The organism is Bacteroides sp. BFG-637 (assembly GCF_024793605.1).
Lineage (GTDB): Bacteria > Bacteroidota > Bacteroidia > Bacteroidales > Bacteroidaceae > Bacteroides > Bacteroides vicugnae.
In genome coordinates, this window is sequence record NZ_JANUPD010000002.1 from 287,011 (window position 1) to 310,344 (window position 23,334).

Here is a 23,334-nt window from a genome sequence, read left to right on the forward strand (position 1 = left end):
TATTAAGCTGTTTTTGTTCGATTTCGGGGGCAAAGGAATGGTGAAAAAGGGCGGGAAAATCATAATCTGTTTGGAAAGCTTCCGTTTTTAACCTGTATTCTATTTCTAAATAAAAATCATACCTATAATCATACTCAAACAAAGAAAATTGCGGCTCTTTTCATTAGGAAATGACATCTGTTCCAATTTCTTTTTCCTGTTTCCAGTAGCCATCACTCCCTTCATGCGAAAAGGTAGAATAAGTTGAAGCAGGCAACTAACTTGTTGCGTGCGCAAAGGTAAAATCGGGTTTTGCTGGTTTGAACAATTTTTTTGTATCACAATCTCCACACCTTCGGGTAGTATTCTGCTAAAAAATTTGCTCTTACAAAACGCCTCTCCTTTGCAAAGCCCACATGCCCCTGCTCAGCCAACCCACACTTAATCCACATCGAAGAGTTCGAAGCCATGCGCAAGGACTCAAACATTTCACCACCACCAACTTCTAACCGGGCGTAAGCCCTATGGCAAGAAAACCATATTCTATGTGTCTCCTAGGGCTCGTTCATTGCCAGCACTAACGAATCCCACCTCCTCTGATAGATAAAAATAAGCGATTCTCATCTTTTATTCATAAATATTATTAAATTTGGCAGCGAAATTAAATCATTGCAAATAATGGCAGATATAAACTGACTGAAAGTAATTTTCGTGGAGCGAAAGCGCACAAATAAGTGAGCTACAGAACAACTCCATAAAGCCCTATCAACAGTATTGAAGTGGAGTATCACACGGTGTATCCTTCGCTGGAAAAACTGCTGGAGGTGGAAAATCCTCAGAAGTGAAAGTGAAGGATTTTATTGATGCCAACAGATTAATAAATTTTGGTAATAATGTGAAATGGAAAATCACAAAATAATAATAGGCTTGGTTGATGCGGACTTACTGAATGGCGGTACACGCCATCCGAATCTTGTATTGCTGAAGTTAGCGGGATTCTTGAATGATAATGGGATTCTGTTTCATCTGATTATTGACAAAGATGAGGATGTAGAAAAATATACAAAGATATTTATATCAAAGGTGTTTGCATTTACTCCTGATCCCCTCTTTTATGAGAAGGCGAAAGGAACGATAGCAGAAAAGAAGTTCAAGGTTGGGGGAACAGGTGACTATGCAATAAAAAAGGATGTGAATGACTTCAAGGCAGCTCGTACTAGGGATATGAACCAATTGGAGAATGACGAATTTCTGAATCGATATCCGAATAAGAGAGGTGGCAAAAAGTTATTAGGTATTGATATGCGTAGACAGATGCCATATTATAAACTTTACGACGAATATGTCAAGATTAAGATAGCGGAAGGAAGGCGTGCTTCATATTTCAATGACTACCTCTACTATTCCTATTGGCTTCCTGACTCGTGGCTGTATGCGTCATTGCCCCTTTTGTGTCAATAAATTAGAGAATGAGGTTTACCCTTATTCCGATCTTGAATGGTTCTTGGATGAAGAAAGAGATGAAAAAGGCAATTTAGTTCGTCCGTACATTTATCTTTGGGATGATAACTTCTTAGCTGCTTCGAAAGAAATCTGGAAGCTGATGTTGCAAAAGCTGATTGATTCAAAGCGACCATTCCAGTTTAGACAGGGGCTTGATGAACGAATACTTGCTGAAAGTGAAGACGGAGAAGAGATTGCTTTGATGCTATCAAAATGTAAGTATCATGGCGATTTCATTTTTGCCTTTGATAATTGGCGAGACCGTGAAAAGATAATCAAAGCTCTCAAGATTTGGAAGCGGTATAATCCGAAAAGAATGACAAAATTCTATTTGTTTTGTGGTTACACACTGAAAGCAGGAGAAGACGAAAAGCTTTACAATGACATAAAGATCCTATTTGAGCGCATTCGCATTTTGATGCAATATGGATGTTTTGGATATGTGATGCGACATGCTGATTATGAGAATCATGAGCAATCGAACATCTATGTGCAAATTGCTCGTTGGTGCAATCAGCCACAATTCTATCGTTATATGTCATTCTGGGAATACTGCTACCGCAATCAGTCATATTGGGAACAAAAAACAAAAAAATTAGATGTGCCTAATCAGATTCCATTTCAAGAGTTTGAAGAACGTCTAAAAACTGGATATTATGTCAAGGACGGTCTCAGGCTTTGTAAGACAATACAAACGTTAGTGGATTTTATGTCCAAATTTCAAGAACATCGAGAAGAATTGCTTGAGATGTTCAATTATAAATTGAAAGAATTAGAAAACCCAACCCTTTGGATTAAATAATTATGATTGTCGATCACACAGAAAAGAGCTTGTCTCGCTTAGAATATCTAATAACGAAGGACGATGGGACTCCGTTACAAGGAGAAATTGATATGTACAGGAGGATTGTGCATGATTGTGAAAATAGTTCAATTACATGGCATTTCTGGCATGATATCAACTTGCATATTCAGTCAGGTAGAGCATCTGAGATTCAGATTGATTTTTTACTCATCTCTGAATTAGGTGCGATTGTCGTAGAAGTAAAAGGTGGAGCTATTCAAATAGAAGCTGGAAAATATTTTTATCAAAATAGAGGAATACTTACTCCGATGGGACGTTCGCCATTTCAACAAGCTGAAGATTATCAATGGGCGATAATAAAAAGCAAGGTAATAAATGGGGAAGAAGTCTTTGTTGATCATGTTTGTGCTTTTCCTCATGCCACACTTGACCATACGAGTAGCAATCCCGCACAGGATCTTTCATATAAGATGTGGAACAAAAACGATCAAGATTCTGACAAATCTTTCGCCGAGTTTTGTATTGATATTCTAAAAAAGACAAACAGCGAAAACGCTGGACAAACACCAAATTATCTAGTGAGGTTTTAAATTCAGTGATAAATAGTTTTACTCCAACAATCAAAGATTCTGGAAGGTATCGGCAGTCGTCATTGAAAGACATCTTGAATTGGCTGAATATATCGAACTTGGATGCTTTGGAAAGCCTTCAAAGAAATCATAGGGTAGTAATAGAAGGTGGTCCAGGTACTGGAAAGACGACGATTGCTAAAGCTTTCATCAAGAAAAACAAAGGTCTACGTGGATTATACTTATGCTGGACTAAATTGCTTGCGGCACAAATAAAATATACTTTACAGTTAGAAGGACTTTTAAATTGTGAAGTGGAAAGTTATACTTCATACATGCATCGAATCTCAAAGGGAAATATTTCTATAAACGAATTGAGTCTGACGACTGGATTGCAAGAATTGGAATCCACAATTGAGGTGTATATGAAAGGTCAATCATACGACTATGTAATAATAGATGGAAGCTCAGGATGTTGCAGACAAAGGTATGATAGTAATTCTAAGAGAGCTCACTTCTTTACAACACACAGGTCTTCAGACAGGACGTTTTTTGGTATTATATGATATTGAACAGGGATATAACAGCGGAACTCGCAATTTGGAATCAGCAATAGACGATATTACTCGAACATCTGCACACTTTACAATCAACGGGAACAAACGAGTCCCGACAAACATCGAAATTGTTAGATATGCTAATGAGTTGTTGGATTTAAAACCGGAAGAGGTTGCTGCTTTCTGGAACGCAATCAACAATGATGAGAGTGCGTGTAAAATACACGTTGTAAATGATTCGAAGACTCTTACAAGAGTTTTGAAACAAAAAAGGAAAGAATTAACCTCTATTAGCCCATCGCTACAAAATTCCACAATCCTTGTTCATTCAGATTTACTATATCCAATAAACGGAGAACAAGACTCCGTTTATGATAAACTCACATACTCGGATTCAGTTATAGAATTATCTATAGAAAACATACATAGACTACCAGAACATGCAATCGGTCTTTCAACTATATTGAAATACAAAGGTTTGGAAAATGAAAACATCATTCTTGTCATACCAATTAAATCACTAAGAAGCTCATTCGACAACTTCTTGTTTGAAATTTATGTAGGCATGACACGCGCTATTATGAATATTGATATATTTATCCTTAATACGTAATGTGCCATGATAAGTCAAAGCTTCGTTAATCATTACAATCTTGATAATTCCGATTTAAATCTGATTATCAACATTATGTGTCATCCTAAAAAGAAGATGCACGTAGATTTCTGTGTGTGATTAACGATGCCATGGATTATTACATGAGTAGGACAGATGATGAAGTACACTATCCATTGTTGTACATTCCTGCATCTGAGCATTGGGCACAAGAGGTTTGTATCGAGTTTGTCACACTTAAATTATCTTTACTCTACAACAGTCTGATACAAGAAAGATTAAAATTAGAGATTGGTGTTCGAAACACCGTATTTATTCCAGAAGACTGTACTGGTGGTAGTAAAAAGCATAAGCAACTTCTTGCAAATTTCCGATATTCAAAACAAGTTTATAATCAGATAAAAGACTTATCCATTCCCAAAGAAACCCACAGAAAGAATCTCATTATTTGCAAACCCTTTAATTGTTCAACTCCAGAAAATCCTTATTTGGATAATTATTGCGGAAATGAAAAATCAATTTGCGATAGACATTTTACAGTAACAAGAGCAGATATTGATGTTGACAAGTTAGACAAACCAATAAAGAAAGATAAGGGGAATAGTTGCAAAATCGAAAATATGTTTGTGTTTCTTTCAAGAAGTACTGATGGGCGTTTTTCAGATGCCTATTCTTTCCAGAAACCAAGAATAGAGAGACTCAACAAATTAGAAGCAGGAATACGGAACGTATTCTATTTTTACTTCTCCACAAAACCGTTTAAGCTTCAAAGATTACTTATGTGGAAACTGAAGAATGCAACCGACATCTTACATGAAGATATAAAAGATATGAAAGATTTCATTTCCCTGTCAGCTGAAGAGTCTGATTATATCTTTGGAAGAATGCACAAGCAGACCAATTGTATAATAGAATCAAATGAGCTTGATGAATTTAAAAGCCTAGCGGATGATGCATTGGAAGCTTGTGAATATAATGTTCAAGCCAGAAACAATTTAGCCATTTGTTATGATAAGCATTCTCAAGAATTGTTTAAGAGCCAATACGGAAATATAATTGATGATATTGACGCACAGTATTTTGATGTTTTTCTGAAAAATATTCGAGACACATGGGAACATAAAATATTTCCTACGGTAATGTCATTTATGGATGGCCAAACAAATACTTGTCTAATACTTGATTATTTCATGTCAGATGAGTATAAGACACACCTTGTTTCTCTATTTGAAACATACAATATTCAGGCAGATATAACAACCTTTAATTCTTTAAAATACAAATGCGTTGACGGTAAATATCTATCAAATAACACATCGAACAAAATAATTGTCTTATCATATCAGGGGCATTATGTTGGCAGACCTTACAATCACTATCCGAACTCTTTTGATCCGATATGTCTTGGAGAAGGGCAAGAGTTGTTAAATGTACTCAACAACTTTATCTTCGATCCATATTATGCTGTACAAAATTATGAATACCATAAGACATTAAGAAATGTGCTATCCTCAGACTACAGAAAGAACTATGTAAAATGCACTATCCCACTTCCTCTCCGTCCCATAAGGAAGATCGAAGATAGCGGCGACAGAACAACATCACATTCTGGAAGTTATAACTCAAATCAAAGCTATCAGAAATATAGAGTATCTACTAGTGGTGGAGCAACAATAAAACTAATCGAATCGGATTATGTTATCAGCAAGGAGAAGAATAAGTTCTGTTCTATACAAGTCATTTCAGTATCAGAACTTAATTCACTAATGCAGGAAAGTGACCACGATATCTTGATATGTTCATTATCGGAACTCCAAGAAAAATTGGAAGAGATTCTTGAAAAGTCTAAGGACGAAATAAAGAAAGACGAGCTATACATTCGCCAAGATAGTCGTTATGCTTTGTCTGAAGAAGAAATATTTTCAGAAAGTGAACTTTGGCAGATCTTATTACGAAGACAGGTTGAACAAAAGGGTTCTACAATAGTGTATGCAGAACTTATGGAGAAAATTCCTTATTCGGAACAAATCAAGATGTACTCTTTCGAAAGGTGGTATGCACCAAATGATGATATGATATTGCCCCGTAGCCGTATGATGCAGGACGCCATATTTGAATACCTGTCAATAGCAAAACCATACGACAAAATTGTCAGACGTAAAAAAGCCCAAAAGGGAACGATGACAGAACGTAAGAATTCAATGTTAAGGACGTTCTTGTGCAACAACTTGTTCTCAGAAGATTTTATAAAATCGTTTGAACGGCTGAGTGATGGTATCAAGGATATGCTTGGCATAGATAATTCTGGTGACTTGGAAGCATTGATTGATTTGCTTAAGAAGGAAATAAAATACGTTGAAATAAAATCCATATCAAAATATGATAAAAACTAAGCGCGAATCTTTGGAGCAGTTTATAAAAGAACAGCTCATCGGTCCTGGGGGATGCAAAGGCTTGTATTCTTTAAAGCCAAGTGCATCAGAGGATGAAAACTCAGAAGAATTGGGTGAAGTTGTAAGTACTACCCCTGGTTCTATTTATAGTTCTGCAATATTATTTCCCCCGAAGAAAGAAATTAAGACAGAAGGTTTCGTTGAGCAAGAAAATAGTATTGTGACAGAAACGATTGAAACTCCAAAGGACGGAAATGATCAAGAAACAGAGCTCGAAGAGATAACTGATACATCACAGAATGACGATGAAGACTTAAATTCTTTAAGCAGAAGATTCCCGTCTTCTATGGGCGTTTCTTGTTGTTTGGACTCGGGCTTCTCCAATGACAACGATTTGAAAATTATAGTTTCAGGTCGGTATTACACTAAAGTTGAACAGTATACGCGCTTAGAAGTCATTGTTGAAGAACAGGAAGAGTTTGAATCTTTCTTCAAAAAAAATGCGGATGTATTTAATGAATTGTTTGTTTTAGAACGCAACAAACTATCATTACGTCACACTATTCCACAATCTCAACTACCATCATACAAAGAAAATCTTCGAGCACTAAACATCAAGATAACTGCTGAGATAGCACAGAACCCTGACGGAAGTGTTGACCCAATCTTTGCCGATGTCACCTTTAAAGAGCAGTATAGATATTTTAGTTCCTATAAAGAGAGATTGTTTAAGAATCTTTCATCGTTGAAAGGCTCGGAATCATATTTAACAGTGCATGAAGCTGAAGTAATAAAGAAACGAATAGGAAGTAATTGAAAGAAACGAAACCTTCTTCTCTTATATAGAAGATCTAATTGCAATTTGTGATAGTCGCAATTTTGGATATTGGGTCGAACATCCTTTTGAGAAAGAATTGGACTTGAGATCCTTAAATTTCCATATCTCCACAGAGGATGGAAAGGTCATTTATTCACCACAAAAGAACGATTGTCTCAAAAATATTATTTCCTTAAATATAAATGAATCAGAAACACTTTCACTCTCCGTATGGTTGCAGTTGATAAAAACAAAGGATGATAGAACCTATCTGAAGATTCTGTTAAACAACTCATCAACAGAAGTCAACACAGATGAACAGCATTATTATTCCATTGTTTCAGAAATAGTGAACGAAAGATGTTTATTTGGAGTAAAGGTTGATGCAAGTAGTAAGCATCTGTGTCAATACAAAAGCGTCTCTTCTGGTAGTCTCGACGATGAAGAAGCCCACAAGCTAAACTTTTTGTATAGAAATATTAAAGATTACGGTGTCGGTCATCTTTGTTCTGTTGATTGGAATAAAGATGACAAAGGATTAATGCATGTATTCTCTGAATTTATGCCAAGTATAGAAAGTCCAGATGTTGAACCTGTTCCAAGAGATAAATCATGCGAGAATGTAGAACAGGATGGTGTTATCTTACCAAAGCCTTATCTGGATTTGGAGAGTTCACAATGTCTCCAGTTTAAATGGCTCTCTTTCTTATCTCCTACATCAGACACCGAAATTCTTAATAATCTTCTTGGCTTTTTAGATTCATACAAGTCGTGGATTCAAACGCAGCGAGACTATATCAATAGTTTGGATAATAAAGAAATGGCATTTCAAAATGTAAAAGATTGTGAGGTTAATTACGAAAGAATGAAGGCAAATGTGATTGAATTCTTGACTGATTCATCAAAAATGAAAGCTTTTAGAGTAATGAACGCCGCAATGTTTATGCAGTTGTGGCATAATAAAAAAGAGAATCAGAAGCAGATTCGTGAAGATGAAACGGAACTGAATTTTGAATTTTATCGGAAAGCAACAGATGACATATTTCCTGGAGTTGAACATGCTGCATGGCGACCATTCCAGTTAGCTTTTATCTTATTAAACCTTGATGGTATCTTCAAAAGCCAGAATGATTTATCATGGTCAAAAAGGAATGAACTAGTTGATTTGGTTTGGTTCCCAACGGGTGGCGGTAAAACTGAAGCATACTTAGGTCTTATTGCCCTTACAATAATCAATAGGCGATTAACCAAAGGTGAAGCTGGTTATGGTGTAACTGCAATAATGAGATATACGCTTCGGTTGTTGACAACACAACAATTCCAACGAGCATTGCGGCTGATTCTTGCTTTGGAACAGGTTCGTCTTTGGGAACTTAATAATTGCAAACTTGGAGATGAAGAAATCTCTATTGGATTGTTTGTGGGAGACCAGTCTTTGCCTAATTCTTTGGATGGTCTAAAAGACGAATTACGAAAAAATTGGGAGAGTCGGACAGAAACAAACAATAATAGCAAAATACCATTGGACTTATGTCCTTGGTGTGGATCTAAATTGAAACATCAAATAGACAGAAGTGGAGTGAAATTTTACTGCGAAAACCCATATTGTACATTTGATGTAGTAAATGCTGTCATACCTGTTAGATTGTGCGATGATGATATATACAAAAACCCTCCAACTTTGCTATTCGGAACTGTGGATAAGTTTGCACAACTTGCTTACAAAGTTAACACTGGAGGAAATAGGACTAATAAAGATTCAAGACGATTATTCGGACGCGGTGAAAATTGGAATAAGTTAACTCCAGACCTTATCATCCAAGATGAGCTACATTTACTGCTAGGTCCTTTAGGTTCTGCTGTGAGCTTGTTTGAATGTGCTATCGACCAACTTTGTACAAGGAACGAAAACGGACAGACTATTAGACCTAAAATTATTTCTTCGACAGCGACAACACGTAATACAGCATTGCAAGTTCGTGCTTTGTACGATAGAGGAATAAGTATATTCCCGAAAAATGGAATTGACTACGATGACTCATTCTTTGCGTTCTACAAACGCAGTAAGATGGCTGGCGACAAAGACTGGTCGTTTGATTCAAAACGTAAATATATTGGTGTGATGCCAACAGGCAGAACACAAATGACCACACAGATGAGGCTTGCAGCCATTCTGTTTGTACATCGTGCAATATTTGAGAAAGAAAATTTGGCAAAGTTGAATGATGAGGATTTCATCAAAGCTGCCGACTATTATTTTACCACTATTTCATACTTCAATAGCTTGAAAGAGATGGGTAAAACAGATGCACAGTTCTACATGGAATTTACTAAATACACACGAAGACTTTTCAAACGTGTGATGCGCTACTCTAATATGCTTGAATCTCTTTATGCTTACAATGAAAGATTCTCAAAATCAGAATTGACAGGACGCCTTTCTGGAAATGGAAGCTGTCGCAGCTTTGAATAAAGTTCAATCCGTGACTTGGAATCCAAAGCACCGGTTTCCATATCTCGATAAAGATGTTTGGCAACGACCTGAAAAGCCAGATGATTTTATACTTGCAACAAACATGATTTCTGTTGGACTTGACGTATCGAGATTCAATACTATCATAATAAATTCTATGCCGAGGAATATAGCTGAATACATTCAGGCAAGTTCACGAGTGGCGCGAAACAAAGAAGGTCTTGTGTTAACATTGCATAATCCTTTCCGCTCAAGAGACGTTTCTCACTTTGAAAAGTTTAGAGAATTCCATGAGAAACTTTATTATTATGTAGAGCCAATATCTATTACTCCTTTTTCGCATAAATCAGTTGAAAAATATCTGCCACTATTCCTCGGTACTTATATCAGACATTTATATCCTGCTTTAGCAAATAATCAATCCGCTATCAATATTGATTCAGTTAAATCGGCTGATATAAAAAAGACTGTCAGAGCATATTTTGAAGAACGTCTTAAAAGAACCTCAGAACTGTCCGGCATAGAACGCGAGTTACTTACTCCAGATTTGTTTGAGTATATTTGTGCAATGGTATATGATATGCTTGACCAATGGCTGCAAAAGAAGGAAGACAATCAAGAACTAGTATATACAAAAAGAAAGGGTCAGTTCGGAGGAAACTTGCAAGCCACACCACTATACTCGTCTTCGGATGACTATGACGAAATGAGACTTCTGAATAAATGGAAAGTGCCTACAGCACTAAGACTACTTGAACCAGAAGCTGTTATCCACATTATAAAATAGACGCATTATGGAAATCAATAATAAGAAACAATATAATCAGGGTATAGGCAAGTACAAGATTCTTTCTTCTACTGCTGGAGTTGGTGCATTGGTTACGACTAAGTGGGGAGGCTTTGTCATGCCATTGAGTATTTCTGATTGGCAATTTGTCAAGACTCTTTCAGAAGAAATTAAGAAACCGGAAAATTCAAATCATACATTAGAACAACTTCAGGAACTGTCTGGTGTTGACATTATTGATGACTCAAGGTTTGTCGAGTTCTTGAAGCAGAAGAAACAACTTGCTGCATTAAAGTGTTTTGTTGCGATTCCGCACATTCAGTTAGATAAGTTTAATCAAATTGATAAAGACGAACATCCTATATACAAGAAGAAACAAGAATCGGGAGTAGAATTAAAAGATGAAATGTTCTTTATTCCTGCCATAAACTTTCCCAAATGGTTTATATCAAACAATTTTGATATGAAACCTATCGAAGAGTGGGAGGAAATCTGGAAAGCAAAAAGATGTAATGACGGTAAAATGGATCTTTTTGCTCCGCCAAGAGATCCGAATAAAAAGACATATCGTACTTTTAAGAATCCTATGTTGAATGACAAAACTATTTATGGATTGCTAAAACCAGTTCCTATGGTTTTGATTTGTCCTAACGGTCACATCTCAGATATTCCATGGTACCAGTATTTCTGTGCAAGACTGGCTAACGAAAAGATAGACAAACTAGAGGGTTTTGACTTATTCAATTATGAATGTGAGCCTTGTTCCAATGCTCCTGATGGACATCATCAACTACAATGGATTACCAACCGTAATCAGAGTGAATCTTGGGGAACGTTAAAATGTGGATGTTGCAATGGTAAAGTCAGCCTTGCGGGTATCATGAACATAAAGCCATTCTGTCGAGGTGAACGACCATGGGACTCTGAAAATAGACGAGAACTTTGTATTACTGGTCATAATCGCAACATCATGCAAATGGTTTTGGTTACCAGTAACAGCATTTATTATGCAAATAGTTTGAGTAGTCTTTATATTCCTAACGAGTATATTGAGAAGTCCGAAGGACAGTTGACTCCTGAAGCTAATAAGATGCTGCAAAAAATATTGGATAAGATTTTCCCAAGATATGAACGCCGTAGTGAATCTCCTTCAAAAGAAGAATTCTGGAGAAAGATGTTTGATGAAGGTGACACACTTAGAGATGCCGCAGAAGATGACGAAATAGAGCTTACAGATTATGATTGGGATGCACTTAAACAATCGTTTATATATCCGGAAGAAACTGAAGATGTTGATGTTTTGGCAACATATCGATATAACGAATACCAAGTGTTTGCTAAGAACTCATCGACACCAGGAAATAAGCCTGGGTTGCACTTTGAGAATATTATTCTTCCTGATAGTCTTAAAAGTTACTTTACAAAGATTCAAAAGGTGGATACCTTAGCTGTGACCTCTACCCAACTTGGATTTAGTAGAGTATCTATGCCTTCAGCCAAAATAGTTGGCGAAAAAGTAATCTATCCAGACGATCAAATAAAGCCAATATATACATGTAACAAAGAAGAAGTCCTTGTACTACCAGCAAACCAACTGTTTGGTGAGGGGATCTTCTTTATGTTTGACGAATCCAAAGTGAATCAATGGGTTATCAGCCACAACTTAGAAAAACATTTTCAATGCAACCTCAATGAAGATGATATGGGAAAATTCATGTCTGATGAAATGGAACAATATGGTAGAGCACGCTTCTACCTTCTTCATACTTTCTCGCATATCTTAATGAAAGAATTGGAGTTTTCTTGCGGTTATCCAACTGCCAGCCTGAACGAACGCCTCTATTATTCCGACAAAATGTGTGGTGTGCTTATCTACACTGCTGATGGAGCAGAAGGCAGTATGGGGGGACTGGTTTGGCAAGCTCAACCGCATTTGTTACAGCGCATCATAAAGACGGCTATGAATCGTGCGCTTAATTGTTCTTCCGATCCAATGTGCTGGGAAAACGAAGATGGCTTAAATCGAGCATCTTGCTTTTCCTGTACTATGGTTTCAGAAACATCCTGTGAACAACGTAACCTCGGTCTTGACCGTCGAGCATTAGTAGATACAAAATTCGGTTACTTCAAGGATTTGGTATAAAAATCGCCTAAGGCAAAGTTTATAACTATATGCACAACAATTCAATATACTAGTGAACTATAGTTGCACTTCTGAGAAAACTTCAAATCATTATTCATCGTAAACCATCAGCCAACTCTTGTATTGTATCTTATAATACAGAACTGACTGATGGTTTACAATTATCATCCTGATTATCGTGTCCAAAGGACACGATAAGTGGAAAAAGTAACAGCATCCCAAAGACGCTTACGATAACATCTCAATACGATCGCTAATTTCCTCTTGTATTTGGTGGCTCCAATAGCCATCAACCCCTGTTATTTGCGCATATCGCTGGTAGTCGCTGACAACACCGATTGCCTTTTCTATCAGGGAATCAGCACCTTTTATATTGTATTTCTTAGCCACCTCAAGCAAATCTCCACGTTCAAAGGAAGAGTTTTTATTGTTTATGGTCATGCAATGACGGTTTACATATCCCGGTGCCGATGGATCGACCGAGAATGTGAAATCGTATGTGGGGGTAATATGCCACACACCGTCTTGCCCCATCATGAAGCTGAAATTCTTATTATGGTCATCCACATTTCCTCCCAGCACGTTCATAGTCATGGACAGGAACAACTGCTGCATTTCTACCGGTACGATACCGATACGACAAGCAGTGTCGAACAAAGACTCATAACTGTCCGCTGCCGGGTTCATTGCTGCCAAAGTCTGGATATGAATTTTCTCGTTCCCCTTGCGGTCAAACCGCTCTGTAAGGAAATGGGCTTCCTTTTCACCCTCCACAAGCATCGATGGCATCATTTTCATCCCTGCCTCCTGTGCCATCAGGTAATAACTGTATTCAATACGTGTAGTCGGCAGATCAAGATGCTCATCAAACTTGATAATCATCGGGGTAAAACCGGGTGCAGGGGCACTTACCTGTCCCGAATAGCACTCGTTTGTTTCCGTATTCACATGGATAATCGCTTTTGCTCTGCGACCACCGGCAGATGTTCCGACCTTGAACAAACTTTCAATCATCAAATCGGGTCGCATCTCTGCCTTAAAGTCTTTAGCCTCGTTCAAAGCAGCACGGGCAAGCCTATGCAGATCGGCAATCTCGACTTTGAACGGCTTCTCCATTTCTTCAGCGGCAGGAGGTATAAACTCCAATGCCCCCATTCCTCGCCTGCCGATGTATGCCAAGCGGTCAAGGGATGACAGGTCACGGGATTTTATATGATGTGCTTTCGCCCATTCATTGAATATCCTATTTCCCCAATGATCGGGCAGTGAATCAGCTATGAAAGAGGGCAAACCACCAAAGATTTTATCATCCTCGCCATAGACAGGTAGTCCACGTTGGACAGTTACACTATCTATTGGGGCTTGCAGTGGAGCGATGTCATAACCGCCCTTTATAAAGTCATTATCGAAATAGAAGCATACCTTTTCTTTGTATTTCTCCTTATAGGCTACCAATGTACCTACTTTCCGATTCCATAAAAATACATCAAGATTTTGTATCATTATCGTTTCTCCTTACTCTTTTAGGAATGAATTTATTTATTTGTTTCAGTGCCATCGGTGGCATGGGCAACTCAGGCAGTAAATCACTGAGGCGTTGCTCCATGCCGACTATCCGTAACAGTGATATGAAATTATTCAGGGTTATGTTCTGATTGACACCCTGTTCAAAATGGCTTATAGTAGCAAGGCTTACACCGGATTTCTCCGCCATTTCCTTCTGGCTCATCCGTGCGGCAAGCCTGTACTCCTTTATGCGCTTCGCTAAAAGTAGCATAATGTCCTGATTGGTTATATAGTCTGCTTTACTCATAGATAGTAGTATATTACTATTTAATCGCAAAATTAAAAAATAATATCTATATATTACTACCATTATGGAAATTTATTTTTGTTTCGCAAGAAATCATTCAGATCCTTGTAAAGCGGATGAGCCGCAAACATATCACACACTCTATTACCAAATAATTCCTGCAAGGTGTCCACAGCTCGCCTTCCGGCATCATCATTGTCAAGATAGCAATGAATGACTTCATATTTTTTAATTGTCTCGATGACCCTATTTATATTGCTTACCGAGTTCAGAACGACATAATCCATAAATTCGCTTCCTTCGGTAATTCTTCCTAGCTTTACCAATGTCAGGTAGGAAAGATAATCCATAAAACCCTCAAAAAGACAACAGCAACCACGTCTCAACCTTTCTGATTTTCGGATAATAGATATATCCTTTGGCGCAATACACCCTTTGAAATAAGGATTGCGAATTTCATATCCACCGCCAATATTCGGGAAAGCAACAGCAAAGTATTCTTTTTTACTACAGGTATAATGTACTTCCTGACATTCGCATTCCCCAATATCTAAATCAATACCACGGGATTGCAGATATGATTTCAATGCTTCCATGATTCAAGTCCACCACTTTTATATTTCTGAACTGATCCGGTAGCCGTTCTCCATTCGGAGATATAGGCGTTCTAATTCGGGGAGCCAGTGCCGGTGCTGCACCCTCTATGAACTTGAGCAATCGTGACACATCTTTTGATTGGTAGAGCAGTTCCGCCAAATCAATGATGTCACCATTTTGAGCCGTTCCAAAGTCGTACCACATATTTTTGTCTTTATTGACTTTGAATGACGGTGTTCGATCTTCTCGATAAGGAGCATGATACCAAGCAGACTTTGCCGACTCCTTTGTCGGCGAAAAACCAATGGCTTTCAAATAGTCCACCAGGTCTATTTGTTTTATTTGAGCGATGTTCATACTTTCTTAGTTTTTATTACAGTTCGACATAGATTTACCATATATAGCCCCGGAGTAAACTAAACTTCTTTTCATTCTATATGGGTTCCTCACTCTCAAAGGCTTTAGGTTCGTAAGAGTAGGTCTTGTCCTTTTTGACTATTACCCCTTTTCCCATCAGGAACTTATTCAGCTCCACGCACACGTTCCGCCCCCGTTTATAGCCGATGGTCTCATAACCTTTTTGCAGGGATTTGAGCATATTCTCATACCCGACAATTGGGTCCTCCGAAAAAACACTTTCCAATGCGCTCACGTGTTGCTCATCCGTCAAGACTTCAAATAGAGGTTTCCGTTCTGCCTCAAACGCATAATTGTCCACCAGTTCGGGCAATGCTTCACTATTGATTTTAAATGCGAACGGAGTAAACTCTTTCTCCCGGATGTGCATGGCCTTCACTTGACTGATACTGCTATCAAACGGGCTTTTTGTTACTTGAAGTATTGTTTCAGCCTTATTATTCAGCTCCGTACCTATGTGCCCACGGGTATTGTCATCACCTTTATTTAGATGCAGTACCGTATGGATATGTAGGTCGTGCATACTGGACCATCGCATCAGGTCATTGATAAGCTCTACCGATTCACTGGGATTGTTGATGTCATACATGAGGTCACGAATCCCGTCAATCACCACGAATCCGATATTCGGGTCTGTTTCTAGTGCCAGGTTAATGATTTGTCTTCTGTGTTTGGGTGAATATTCCCGAAGCATAAAGAACTCCAGTCGTTCATTCTCACGGTCAGTGGGTATTCCGGCCAATGTCAGTATTCGTTCCAAAACCTTATGACAATGGCATTTACTCTGTTCTGTATCTACATACAGAACCTTATGTTTTTCTTTCGGCAAGGTCGCTTTGTAGCGCAACACTTCCTTTCCGGATAATGCCGAGGCCACGATAGCCGACACATTGAACGTTTTTTTGCTCTTCGGTTTCCCGGTCGATGCACTGAAGTTCCCCAGCGTGGCAATGGTAATACCGTCCACTTGAACGATCTCCGGCGGATAAGCATAAACATCCGTTACTCTAAGTCGGATGAATTCCAAAATCTGCTCAAAGGCACTTTCGTCTATATCTTCACCCAAACTTATCTTTTTGTTCTCAATCATGATTTGAAGTCCTCCTTTTGAATCAGCCATTTGATTTCTCGTTGTGGCAATTACAATCCTTATGTATACCGGCAATTATTCCTTCACACGTTGCATTCGTCTCTGAATGATTCTGACACACCCATTCATCCAATTCTTGCTTGTTAAAATAGATCAACTTGCCGGTCGGTTTATAATACGGTATGTCACCGTTCTTTGTCAACTTGTAAAGCTGACTGTTGGATAGGTCGAGATATTCACGAGCTTCTTTAAAGTTGAGTGTACCTTTAATGCAATAGAGGGCACTCTCTATTTTTTCTATCTGTGCAATGATGTAGCTTAACTTCACCAGACAGGAGGAGCACATGATAGTCTCTTCATTTTCTATATTTTTTCCTTGTCATCGTTTTTGCTTAATTAAAATGTTATACATGAGAGGTTCTTTCCCTCCGTTCACTCTGAAACCGGTTCCGAAGGACAAAGTTAGTTGGAACATAAAAGCCAAAGACACTTACAGCCTTGATACTATGCTGTTATCAGGCTAACTATCAAGGTGGGATGCTCTATTTCTTATTTTTCCCTCTATTTCTTCTCTGGTAATTGTGGTAATTGATAATGCCACCAACAGAACAATACAATTTATATTGTTAGGCATAGTGAACAGCTAGGAGGGAGGAATTACTTTCTAATTCATAAATGCTATCAGTGAATGACAGAATGACTCTACTTCCACTCATAAGACTTCACCCTTTTGTATACTTTCCACATCAGACAATTTGTAGCGAACCTTACTGCCCACTTTAGTAGAAACAAGATAACCCTCCTTATTCCAACGCCACAGGGTAGACCGATCTACTTTCAATCGTTTAGCGGTTTCTTCGGCTGTCAGATATACTTCCGATTTATTCTCACGTTGGTCAAGTAACTCTCCAATGGCCTTTTGAACTACACGTTCCAAATCACCCTGAGATACAATCATGAGTAATTGCGAATTTTGATTTCTAAATTCTTCCATCGTGCTTTTACAGGTAGGTTTGTTAGCAGCCATCATTAGCGAGACATTCGCCGCTGCACCTACACCAGTCTCCACACGTTATATGATGAGATAACGGCTTTGACAGATGCAAAACTAAGGTAGAAAAACAAGATTGCAAAACCCTGAAACACAGCTTAACAGACTGAATTTCTGATATGTTTTATTCATTTGTACACTCGCAGGTATGTACAAATATACAGTCTATAGTCCACTCGTTTTAACTTCTGAGAAAATAGTGATATAGACAGAAGACATATATAATTATACGCTGTAAATCCATTCAATAGACTAGTAGTCTTCTTTTATTCGTGTCAGTCAGTAGGATAATAGATTAAGTGCCACATTACCTCATTGATAGACACTAAAAAACAGGTAAGGTATACAGATAAAACAGAAATCAGGCTAACAATCTTTAACGTAAGATGATTAACCTGATTTTATTTTTAGTGCAAAATGTAGCTTTAGATGCTATTTGCAATGATACTTTTCACAATATCCTTTCCTGCCCTGTGTCGAAAATTGGCAACCAAAGTTCTGATAGCCTTTGAGAATAGCTACCCTATTTCCTGCATTATTCATTAATTACATTCAACTCCTTATCTACCTTATATATAGGCTGGTCAAAAGCTACACACATCAATGCGAAATGGTCTTTCATTTCCATTTTCGTATAGCGGTTTACAGCCTGGCTACCTTCCTTGTGCAGACCAGCGGCATACATATTTACTTGTACCTTGTTCATTATATCCACGTGTGTCTTCCGGCAAAGTTTACTGCTACCAAATGTATACAGCGGTTCATATATATTGTCATTCAGTTCGTCATCAAAAACCTTACACTCACGGTCAATTCCGCAGTATTGCAGTAGTAACTTTATCTTGGCGTTATATCCGCTTTTGCCAGTAACATATTTCAATATCGGAAAATTGAACTGCCACTTCTTAATCAAGTCAAGAGCATAACGCATGATAGGAGTTTCAATTTCGGTATTCTCTACATTTTCACGCAGAGTCTTCTTCGGTAGGTAATGTATGAAGGGAATACCATTATCGGTTACTTTGATTTTGCTCATAGACAATGCCTGGAAATCTGCGATACGACAACCAAAAGCACATTGCAGCAGAAAGCATTCTTTAGTTTCCTGAAGCGTGGCAGGAACTTCCGTATGCATTACCTTCAATAATTCATCTTTATAAAGATATACCGGTTCGTCATAGCGTTCTTTCAAAACGGCGGCCTTTCTTTTCTTCCCTAACTTACGAAATGGAGAAGCTATAATTTCCTCCTTATCTTCCAACTCATTGAAAAATGCTTGCAGCTTTTTCAGCTTGGTGATGGTCGTGTTCATATCTCTGGGCTGACGAGGAATATCACGTTCTATTTTACCCTCGTATAAGTAGGAATATTTTTCCACATATTCATATTCATTCGTAAAAAAGTAACGTAGGTCCATCAGCATGTCGGCGGTAAACTCAATGGGAGTTATGCTTCTGAAATTCTTTATCGCCAGAAATCGTTCCAGCGCACCATATACAACACGATAGTGCTTCATACGTCCTTCAGCAAATATACCATCCCGATAACCATCCACAATAAATCTGTCAAACCGTTCAAGCATGGTTATTTCAGTTCTCTTCTGACTTCGAGTATCCGGATTCAGTAGCGAGTCAATTGCATCCTCAAATATCTCACCATTGATATGTCCTTTCTGCATCTTCTCACACAAAAAATGATATGCAGCATATATGGCATCCATTTCATGATCAATGGCCAGTTTGAGCTCCTTATTAAAAACCGAAACTTTTGATTTGACATTACCATTTTCATCAAACTTAGCCATATCTTTCAGAGCAGCTCTGATCTCACTTTTATGATACAGGTCAACTTCCCTGCCATCACGCAAACGGAAACGCAACTTGATATCGCCTTCCGTTTTTGTTGTCCTTAAAAAGATGGTAACTCGTTCCATAACTTATTGAATTTTGATTATTTTCTCCGTGGTGCAAAGATAGCGATTTTGCACCACAGAATCACAAATTTGCACCACATAAATTCAATGCGATACAATAAAATAAATCATAAACAACTGATGATCAGTTTATATACATTAAATTTCATTTCAACTACATTCAATTAACGAATCCCAGGCGGATCACTGAAAACAAAAGAAAAATCAAGCAAATCCCTGATAATCAAGCATTATCGGGGATTTCTTTTTTCTAGCAGGTAGCAGAAAATAGCCGTTTCAAGCATATTATCGGTGGATAAATCGTGGGACTAAAATTCAATCGGAAAAAGTCCCACGAATTTGCATCTTTCTCACTGATTCATAGCATTTTGCGTAGCACTACTTTGGAAGAGAATACATAGTTTTGTAACTCTAAAAACGATGTAAAAATGGCTAGAAAATCATTTTCTGTATTGTTCTTCATCAAGAAAGGCAAATTATTAAAGAACGGTGAAGCACCCGTGTGCATGAGAATCACAGTAAACGGCTGTATGGTAGATATTTCTATCAAAAGAAGCTGCCCTGTGAACTTATGGAATCAGGCAAAAGAAAACTCAAAAGGCAAAGACCGTATGTCGGTGGAACTAAACCACTACTTAGAAATCACACGTTCACGCATACATCAAATTTATAGGGAACTGGAAACTTCCGACAAGGTTATCAATGTTGATCTGGTGAGAAAGTTATTTTATGGTATGGATGAAGATAACAAAACGCTATTGCAGGTATTCAGGGAGCATAACGAACAAAGCCGTAAGTTGATTGGCAAAGACTTTGTTAGTAAGACGGTGCAACGGTATGAAACCACTACCCGATATTTGGAGGAATTCATTAAGAAAGAATATCAGCTATCGGATATCCCCCTGAATAACTTGGAAGCGAATTTCATTTCTAAGTTTGATGCTTTCTTGAAGATTGAAAAAGGTTGTGCGCAGAATTCTGCTATCACCCGACTAAAGAACTTGAAGAAGATTATCCGCATTGCTTTGGAAAACGACTGGATTAAGAAAGATCCATTCGCTTACTATCGCTTTAAGTTGGAAGAAACCGATCCTGAATTCCTGACGATGGACGAAATTAAAATCATCCTCGCCAAAGAGTTCACGATTAAGCGAGTAGAACAGGTACGGGATATTTTTGTTTTTTGCATTTTTACCGGATTGGCGTTCAGCGATGTGAAAGATTTATCGCCTGAACACTTAGTAAGGGACAATAAAGGGGAGCTTTGGATAAGGAAAAACCGTCAAAAGACAAAAATCATGTGCAATATTCCTGTGCTACCTGTAGCAGCTTCTATACTGGAAAAGTATAAAAATGTGGCAGAATGTACCGGAAAACTATTGCCTGTTTTGAGCAATCAGCGTATGAACAGTTATTTGAAAGAGATTGCCGATGTATGCGGATTACAGAAAAATCTGTGCACACATTCAGCCCGACACAGCTATGCCACAAGCATTTGCCTAGCGAATGGCGTAAGTATGGAGAACGTAGCTAAGATGTTAGGTCATGCAGATACCAGCGTAACAAAACACTATGCACGGGTATTGGATCAGAATATTCTAAAGGATATGCAGAAAGTTAATAGCTGTTTGTCAGAGTTGGCTATATAGTAAGAACCAAATATTATTAATTTGATAGTATATCTACAAGAAATATCCCGTTCTGTCACAATGATAGAACGGGATATTCTTATAATACCGCATCTTAACAAGAAAATGGTATTTAAACTTATAGAAATAGCGCAGTTAGAAAACTTATTTTAACCATAATAGTGCAGTTTAGAATAAAAAAACCGCTTATTTCTATTCCTTATATTGTGAATTTTCCAGAACTCAATATGAAACATTGACAAAGGTCAGTTCCGTATTTAGCCTGTTCAAGTCCAAGCCTTCGGTTTAGATAAAAATCTTCCTCTCATTGCATTTCGAGCGTATTTTTATCTAAAGACTTGCACAGACTAAATACTTCACTGGAAAAAGTCAATGATTCAAATTAAATTCCGAAAAACAATGTTTTCGGGGCTGGCATGAGGAAAACGTCTTTCACTTGAATAGAGTTTAAACAAGTTTCTCATACAGTTTGAACCAATCCAGCCCATAACTGCCAAAGCCTAAATCTACGGTATCAATGTATTCAAAACCACATTTCTCATAGAGGGAGATTGCCGGAAGGTTATTCTCATACACATCCAAACGGATAGATTTTATGCCTGATTGTTGAGCTAGTTCGAACGAATAGTCCATCAAAGTACGACCAATACCCATTTTTAAGAATGAGGGATGCACCACAAAAGTGCGTATCACAAAAATACGACTGTAGTCTGCTTCTATTTTCCACCTTACATTATTATAGGCTTCATCGGGATGATGGTCTAAGATGATAGAGCCTGCTATCTTTCCGTCATGCCTGACAACAAAAAGAGTATTATTTTCTATGCCAGTAACTGCATCTTCTCGGATAGGATAAATGCCTTTTATCCATCCGGGATAATTGGTAGTAGCTGATAGATAATCATTCAGATCATCATACAACTTTTCTAATTCGTCAATGTCGGCAGGTGTACCGGATTCTATTACAAACTTCATAACTTCAACTGTTTGGGATGCAAAGGTATAATTTCCACTTTAATAAAAGAGATTTCCTTTTAAAATAGTGGAAATCATATTTTTTTAGATAGTTATTCTTTCCAGCTTTCAAAGTAGTGCTTTTGGAGCAGTTTATCAATATCACTTTGGCGATAGATGATTTTTCCTTTTATCTGGATAAAGGGGATTAATCCTGTATCTCTCCATTCTTGGAGGGTTCGCAGACTGACATTCAGTTTCTTGGAAACTTCATGGTTGGAAAGAAAGCGTTCCCCGTTCAGGTGAGGCTTGTAATGCTTGACTATAGATTCAATGCCATTCAGCATCGAATCGAGCGAAGAAATAAATTCTTTGACTTGTGGGGTATCTTTATTTATTAGTTCCATGATTGAAAGATTGATTTCAAGATGGCTAGATAGCTGGTTAGTTACGCAGATAGTCACCCAGCGATGAAATACTAAGTACATCTTTTGCCGAATCATAATCTACATAAAGCCGTTTGGATGCAGTGGCAATAAAATACTGGCTACCATCTTGCTGTATCTCATACGTAGCGGGTGAAGCCTGTTTAGTGGTTTCCGATACATAGATAATAGAGAGAAGATAATTTTTATCGTTCCGGTAAATGATAACCGTAGGATTCAGATTTATACTTTCCCATGTGCCGACAATGGAAAACAGGTTGAAAAACGGATAATCTTCTTTAGTTCTTTTCATAAGGCGTGGCTTGTTTGGGTGATTGATTCTGTGTTTCACTGTCAGCAATAATCCTTTCAATATCGGAAGATTTATAATAAATCTTACTTCCTATTTGAGAATAAGCCAGCCGCCCACTACTTCGGTAATATTGCAGTGTTCGTTTACTAAATCCTAACAACAGGCATACTTCCTGACTATCCAGCCAGTTTTCTACTTTCTGAGTATGAGTGTTGCACAAACTTTCTATCCGTTTGGCAAACTCTGTGAACCTCTCGCAGACATACGAAAAAGTTCTCTTTTCAATGGTTACTACTTCCATACTTTTAATTTTTAATGGTTTATAAAACGTATTGATTCTATTTTCATCGGCAAATGAAAGAAGAATCAAGAGCCGTTTTCAAAACTGTCTGAAAGTGGTATATCCTGTCTACCTCTGGCTCAATTCATTTGGAATATACTAATAGGATATTC

Annotated in this window: 23 protein-coding genes; 11 read left to right on the forward strand and 12 right to left on the reverse strand. The window is 37.8% G+C overall.

Features of this window, described 5'->3' with window-relative positions; all coding sequences use genetic code 11:
* Positions 1–879: 879 nt before the first annotated feature.
* The 10 genes from NXX38_RS01260 (at position 880) to drmB (ending at position 12,639) form a co-directional block, all read left to right on the forward strand.
* A complete protein-coding gene (locus NXX38_RS01260; protein ID WP_258978397.1) occupies positions 880–1,440 on the forward strand; it encodes a hypothetical protein in 561 nt (186 codons plus the stop codon).
* Complete coding sequence (locus tag NXX38_RS01265; protein ID WP_258978398.1) at positions 1,367–2,284, forward strand: hypothetical protein; 918 nt, start codon at positions 1,367–1,369, stop codon at positions 2,282–2,284. Before NXX38_RS01260 ends, NXX38_RS01265 begins: the two co-directional genes overlap by 74 nt.
* A gap of 2 nt (positions 2,285–2,286) precedes the next feature.
* Complete coding sequence (locus NXX38_RS01270) at positions 2,287–2,877, forward strand: nuclease-related domain-containing protein (RefSeq protein ID WP_258978399.1); 591 nt, start codon at positions 2,287–2,289, stop codon at positions 2,875–2,877.
* Positions 2,878–2,882: 5 nt separating this feature from the next.
* Complete coding sequence (locus NXX38_RS26850) at positions 2,883–3,422, forward strand: DEAD/DEAH box helicase family protein (RefSeq protein ID WP_409013800.1); 540 nt, start codon at positions 2,883–2,885, stop codon at positions 3,420–3,422.
* Complete coding sequence (locus tag NXX38_RS01275; RefSeq protein ID WP_258978400.1) at positions 3,316–4,026, forward strand: ATP-binding domain-containing protein; 711 nt, start codon at positions 3,316–3,318, stop codon at positions 4,024–4,026. Before NXX38_RS26850 ends, NXX38_RS01275 begins: the two co-directional genes overlap by 107 nt.
* A 116-nt stretch (positions 4,027–4,142) precedes the next feature.
* On the forward strand, positions 4,143–6,419 hold the full coding sequence (locus NXX38_RS01280) for a hypothetical protein (protein ID WP_258978401.1): 2,277 nt from the start codon (positions 4,143–4,145) through the stop codon (positions 6,417–6,419).
* The gene (locus NXX38_RS01285; protein WP_258978403.1) at positions 6,406–7,236 is read left to right on the forward strand and encodes a hypothetical protein; all 831 of its coding nucleotides are present in this window, start codon (positions 6,406–6,408) and stop codon (positions 7,234–7,236) included. The genes NXX38_RS01280 and NXX38_RS01285 overlap by 14 nt, the downstream gene beginning before the upstream one ends.
* 103 nt (positions 7,237–7,339) lie before the next feature.
* Positions 7,340–9,709 (forward strand): hypothetical protein, encoded by a 2,370-nt coding sequence (locus NXX38_RS01290; protein WP_258978404.1) that lies wholly within the window; start codon positions 7,340–7,342, stop codon positions 9,707–9,709.
* Positions 9,684–10,496, forward strand: a complete 813-nt coding sequence (locus NXX38_RS01295) for a helicase C-terminal domain-containing protein (RefSeq protein WP_258978405.1) — start codon at positions 9,684–9,686, stop codon at positions 10,494–10,496. The genes NXX38_RS01290 and NXX38_RS01295 overlap by 26 nt, the downstream gene beginning before the upstream one ends.
* Positions 10,497–10,503: 7 nt before the next feature.
* Positions 10,504–12,639 (forward strand): DUF1998 domain-containing protein, encoded by a 2,136-nt coding sequence (drmB, locus tag NXX38_RS01300; protein ID WP_258978406.1) that lies wholly within the window; start codon positions 10,504–10,506, stop codon positions 12,637–12,639.
* Between the two features lie 228 nt (positions 12,640–12,867).
* On the opposite strand, the gene NXX38_RS01305 is transcribed toward drmB, so the two are convergent.
* From NXX38_RS01305 to NXX38_RS01340, 8 genes are all read right to left on the reverse strand, one after another.
* Positions 12,868–14,142, reverse strand: coding sequence for a type II toxin-antitoxin system HipA family toxin (locus tag NXX38_RS01305; protein WP_258978407.1), 1,275 nt, complete (start codon positions 14,140–14,142; stop codon positions 12,868–12,870).
* A complete protein-coding gene (locus tag NXX38_RS01310; protein ID WP_258978408.1) occupies positions 14,126–14,452 on the reverse strand; it encodes a helix-turn-helix domain-containing protein in 327 nt (108 codons plus the stop codon). Before NXX38_RS01310 ends, NXX38_RS01305 begins: the two co-directional genes overlap by 17 nt.
* 62 nt (positions 14,453–14,514) lie before the next feature.
* Positions 14,515–15,048, reverse strand: a complete 534-nt coding sequence (locus tag NXX38_RS01315; RefSeq protein ID WP_258978409.1) for a toprim domain-containing protein — start codon at positions 15,046–15,048, stop codon at positions 14,515–14,517.
* A complete protein-coding gene (locus NXX38_RS01320) occupies positions 15,008–15,406 on the reverse strand; it encodes a CHC2 zinc finger domain-containing protein (RefSeq protein WP_258978410.1) in 399 nt (132 codons plus the stop codon). The genes NXX38_RS01315 and NXX38_RS01320 overlap by 41 nt, the downstream gene beginning before the upstream one ends.
* 76 nt (positions 15,407–15,482) lie before the next feature.
* Complete coding sequence (locus NXX38_RS01325) at positions 15,483–16,556, reverse strand: AAA family ATPase (protein ID WP_258981836.1); 1,074 nt, start codon at positions 16,554–16,556, stop codon at positions 15,483–15,485.
* Between the two features lie 22 nt (positions 16,557–16,578).
* Positions 16,579–16,902, reverse strand: a complete 324-nt coding sequence (locus NXX38_RS01330; protein ID WP_258978411.1) for a helix-turn-helix domain-containing protein — start codon at positions 16,900–16,902, stop codon at positions 16,579–16,581.
* Between the two features lie 366 nt (positions 16,903–17,268).
* A complete protein-coding gene (locus NXX38_RS01335; protein ID WP_258978412.1) occupies positions 17,269–17,625 on the reverse strand; it encodes a helix-turn-helix domain-containing protein in 357 nt (118 codons plus the stop codon).
* Between the two features lie 517 nt (positions 17,626–18,142).
* On the reverse strand, positions 18,143–19,540 hold the full coding sequence (locus NXX38_RS01340; RefSeq protein ID WP_258978413.1) for a hypothetical protein: 1,398 nt from the start codon (positions 19,538–19,540) through the stop codon (positions 18,143–18,145).
* 428 nt (positions 19,541–19,968) lie between these two features.
* Between NXX38_RS01340 and NXX38_RS01345 the strand changes: the two genes are divergently transcribed.
* The gene (locus tag NXX38_RS01345) at positions 19,969–21,189 is read left to right on the forward strand and encodes a site-specific integrase (RefSeq protein ID WP_258978414.1); all 1,221 of its coding nucleotides are present in this window, start codon (positions 19,969–19,971) and stop codon (positions 21,187–21,189) included.
* 447 nt (positions 21,190–21,636) lie between these two features.
* On the opposite strand, the gene NXX38_RS01350 is transcribed toward NXX38_RS01345, so the two are convergent.
* From NXX38_RS01350 to NXX38_RS01365, 4 genes are all read right to left on the reverse strand, one after another.
* Positions 21,637–22,164, reverse strand: coding sequence for a GNAT family N-acetyltransferase (locus NXX38_RS01350; RefSeq protein WP_258978415.1), 528 nt, complete (start codon positions 22,162–22,164; stop codon positions 21,637–21,639).
* A 92-nt stretch (positions 22,165–22,256) separates the two neighbouring features.
* A complete protein-coding gene (locus NXX38_RS01355) occupies positions 22,257–22,550 on the reverse strand; it encodes a helix-turn-helix domain-containing protein (protein WP_002560566.1) in 294 nt (97 codons plus the stop codon).
* A 37-nt stretch (positions 22,551–22,587) separates the two neighbouring features.
* Positions 22,588–22,881, reverse strand: coding sequence for a DUF3876 domain-containing protein (locus tag NXX38_RS01360; protein ID WP_258978417.1), 294 nt, complete (start codon positions 22,879–22,881; stop codon positions 22,588–22,590).
* Complete coding sequence (locus tag NXX38_RS01365; protein WP_258978418.1) at positions 22,868–23,182, reverse strand: helix-turn-helix domain-containing protein; 315 nt, start codon at positions 23,180–23,182, stop codon at positions 22,868–22,870. Before NXX38_RS01365 ends, NXX38_RS01360 begins: the two co-directional genes overlap by 14 nt.
* Positions 23,183–23,334: the final 152 nt, after the last annotated feature.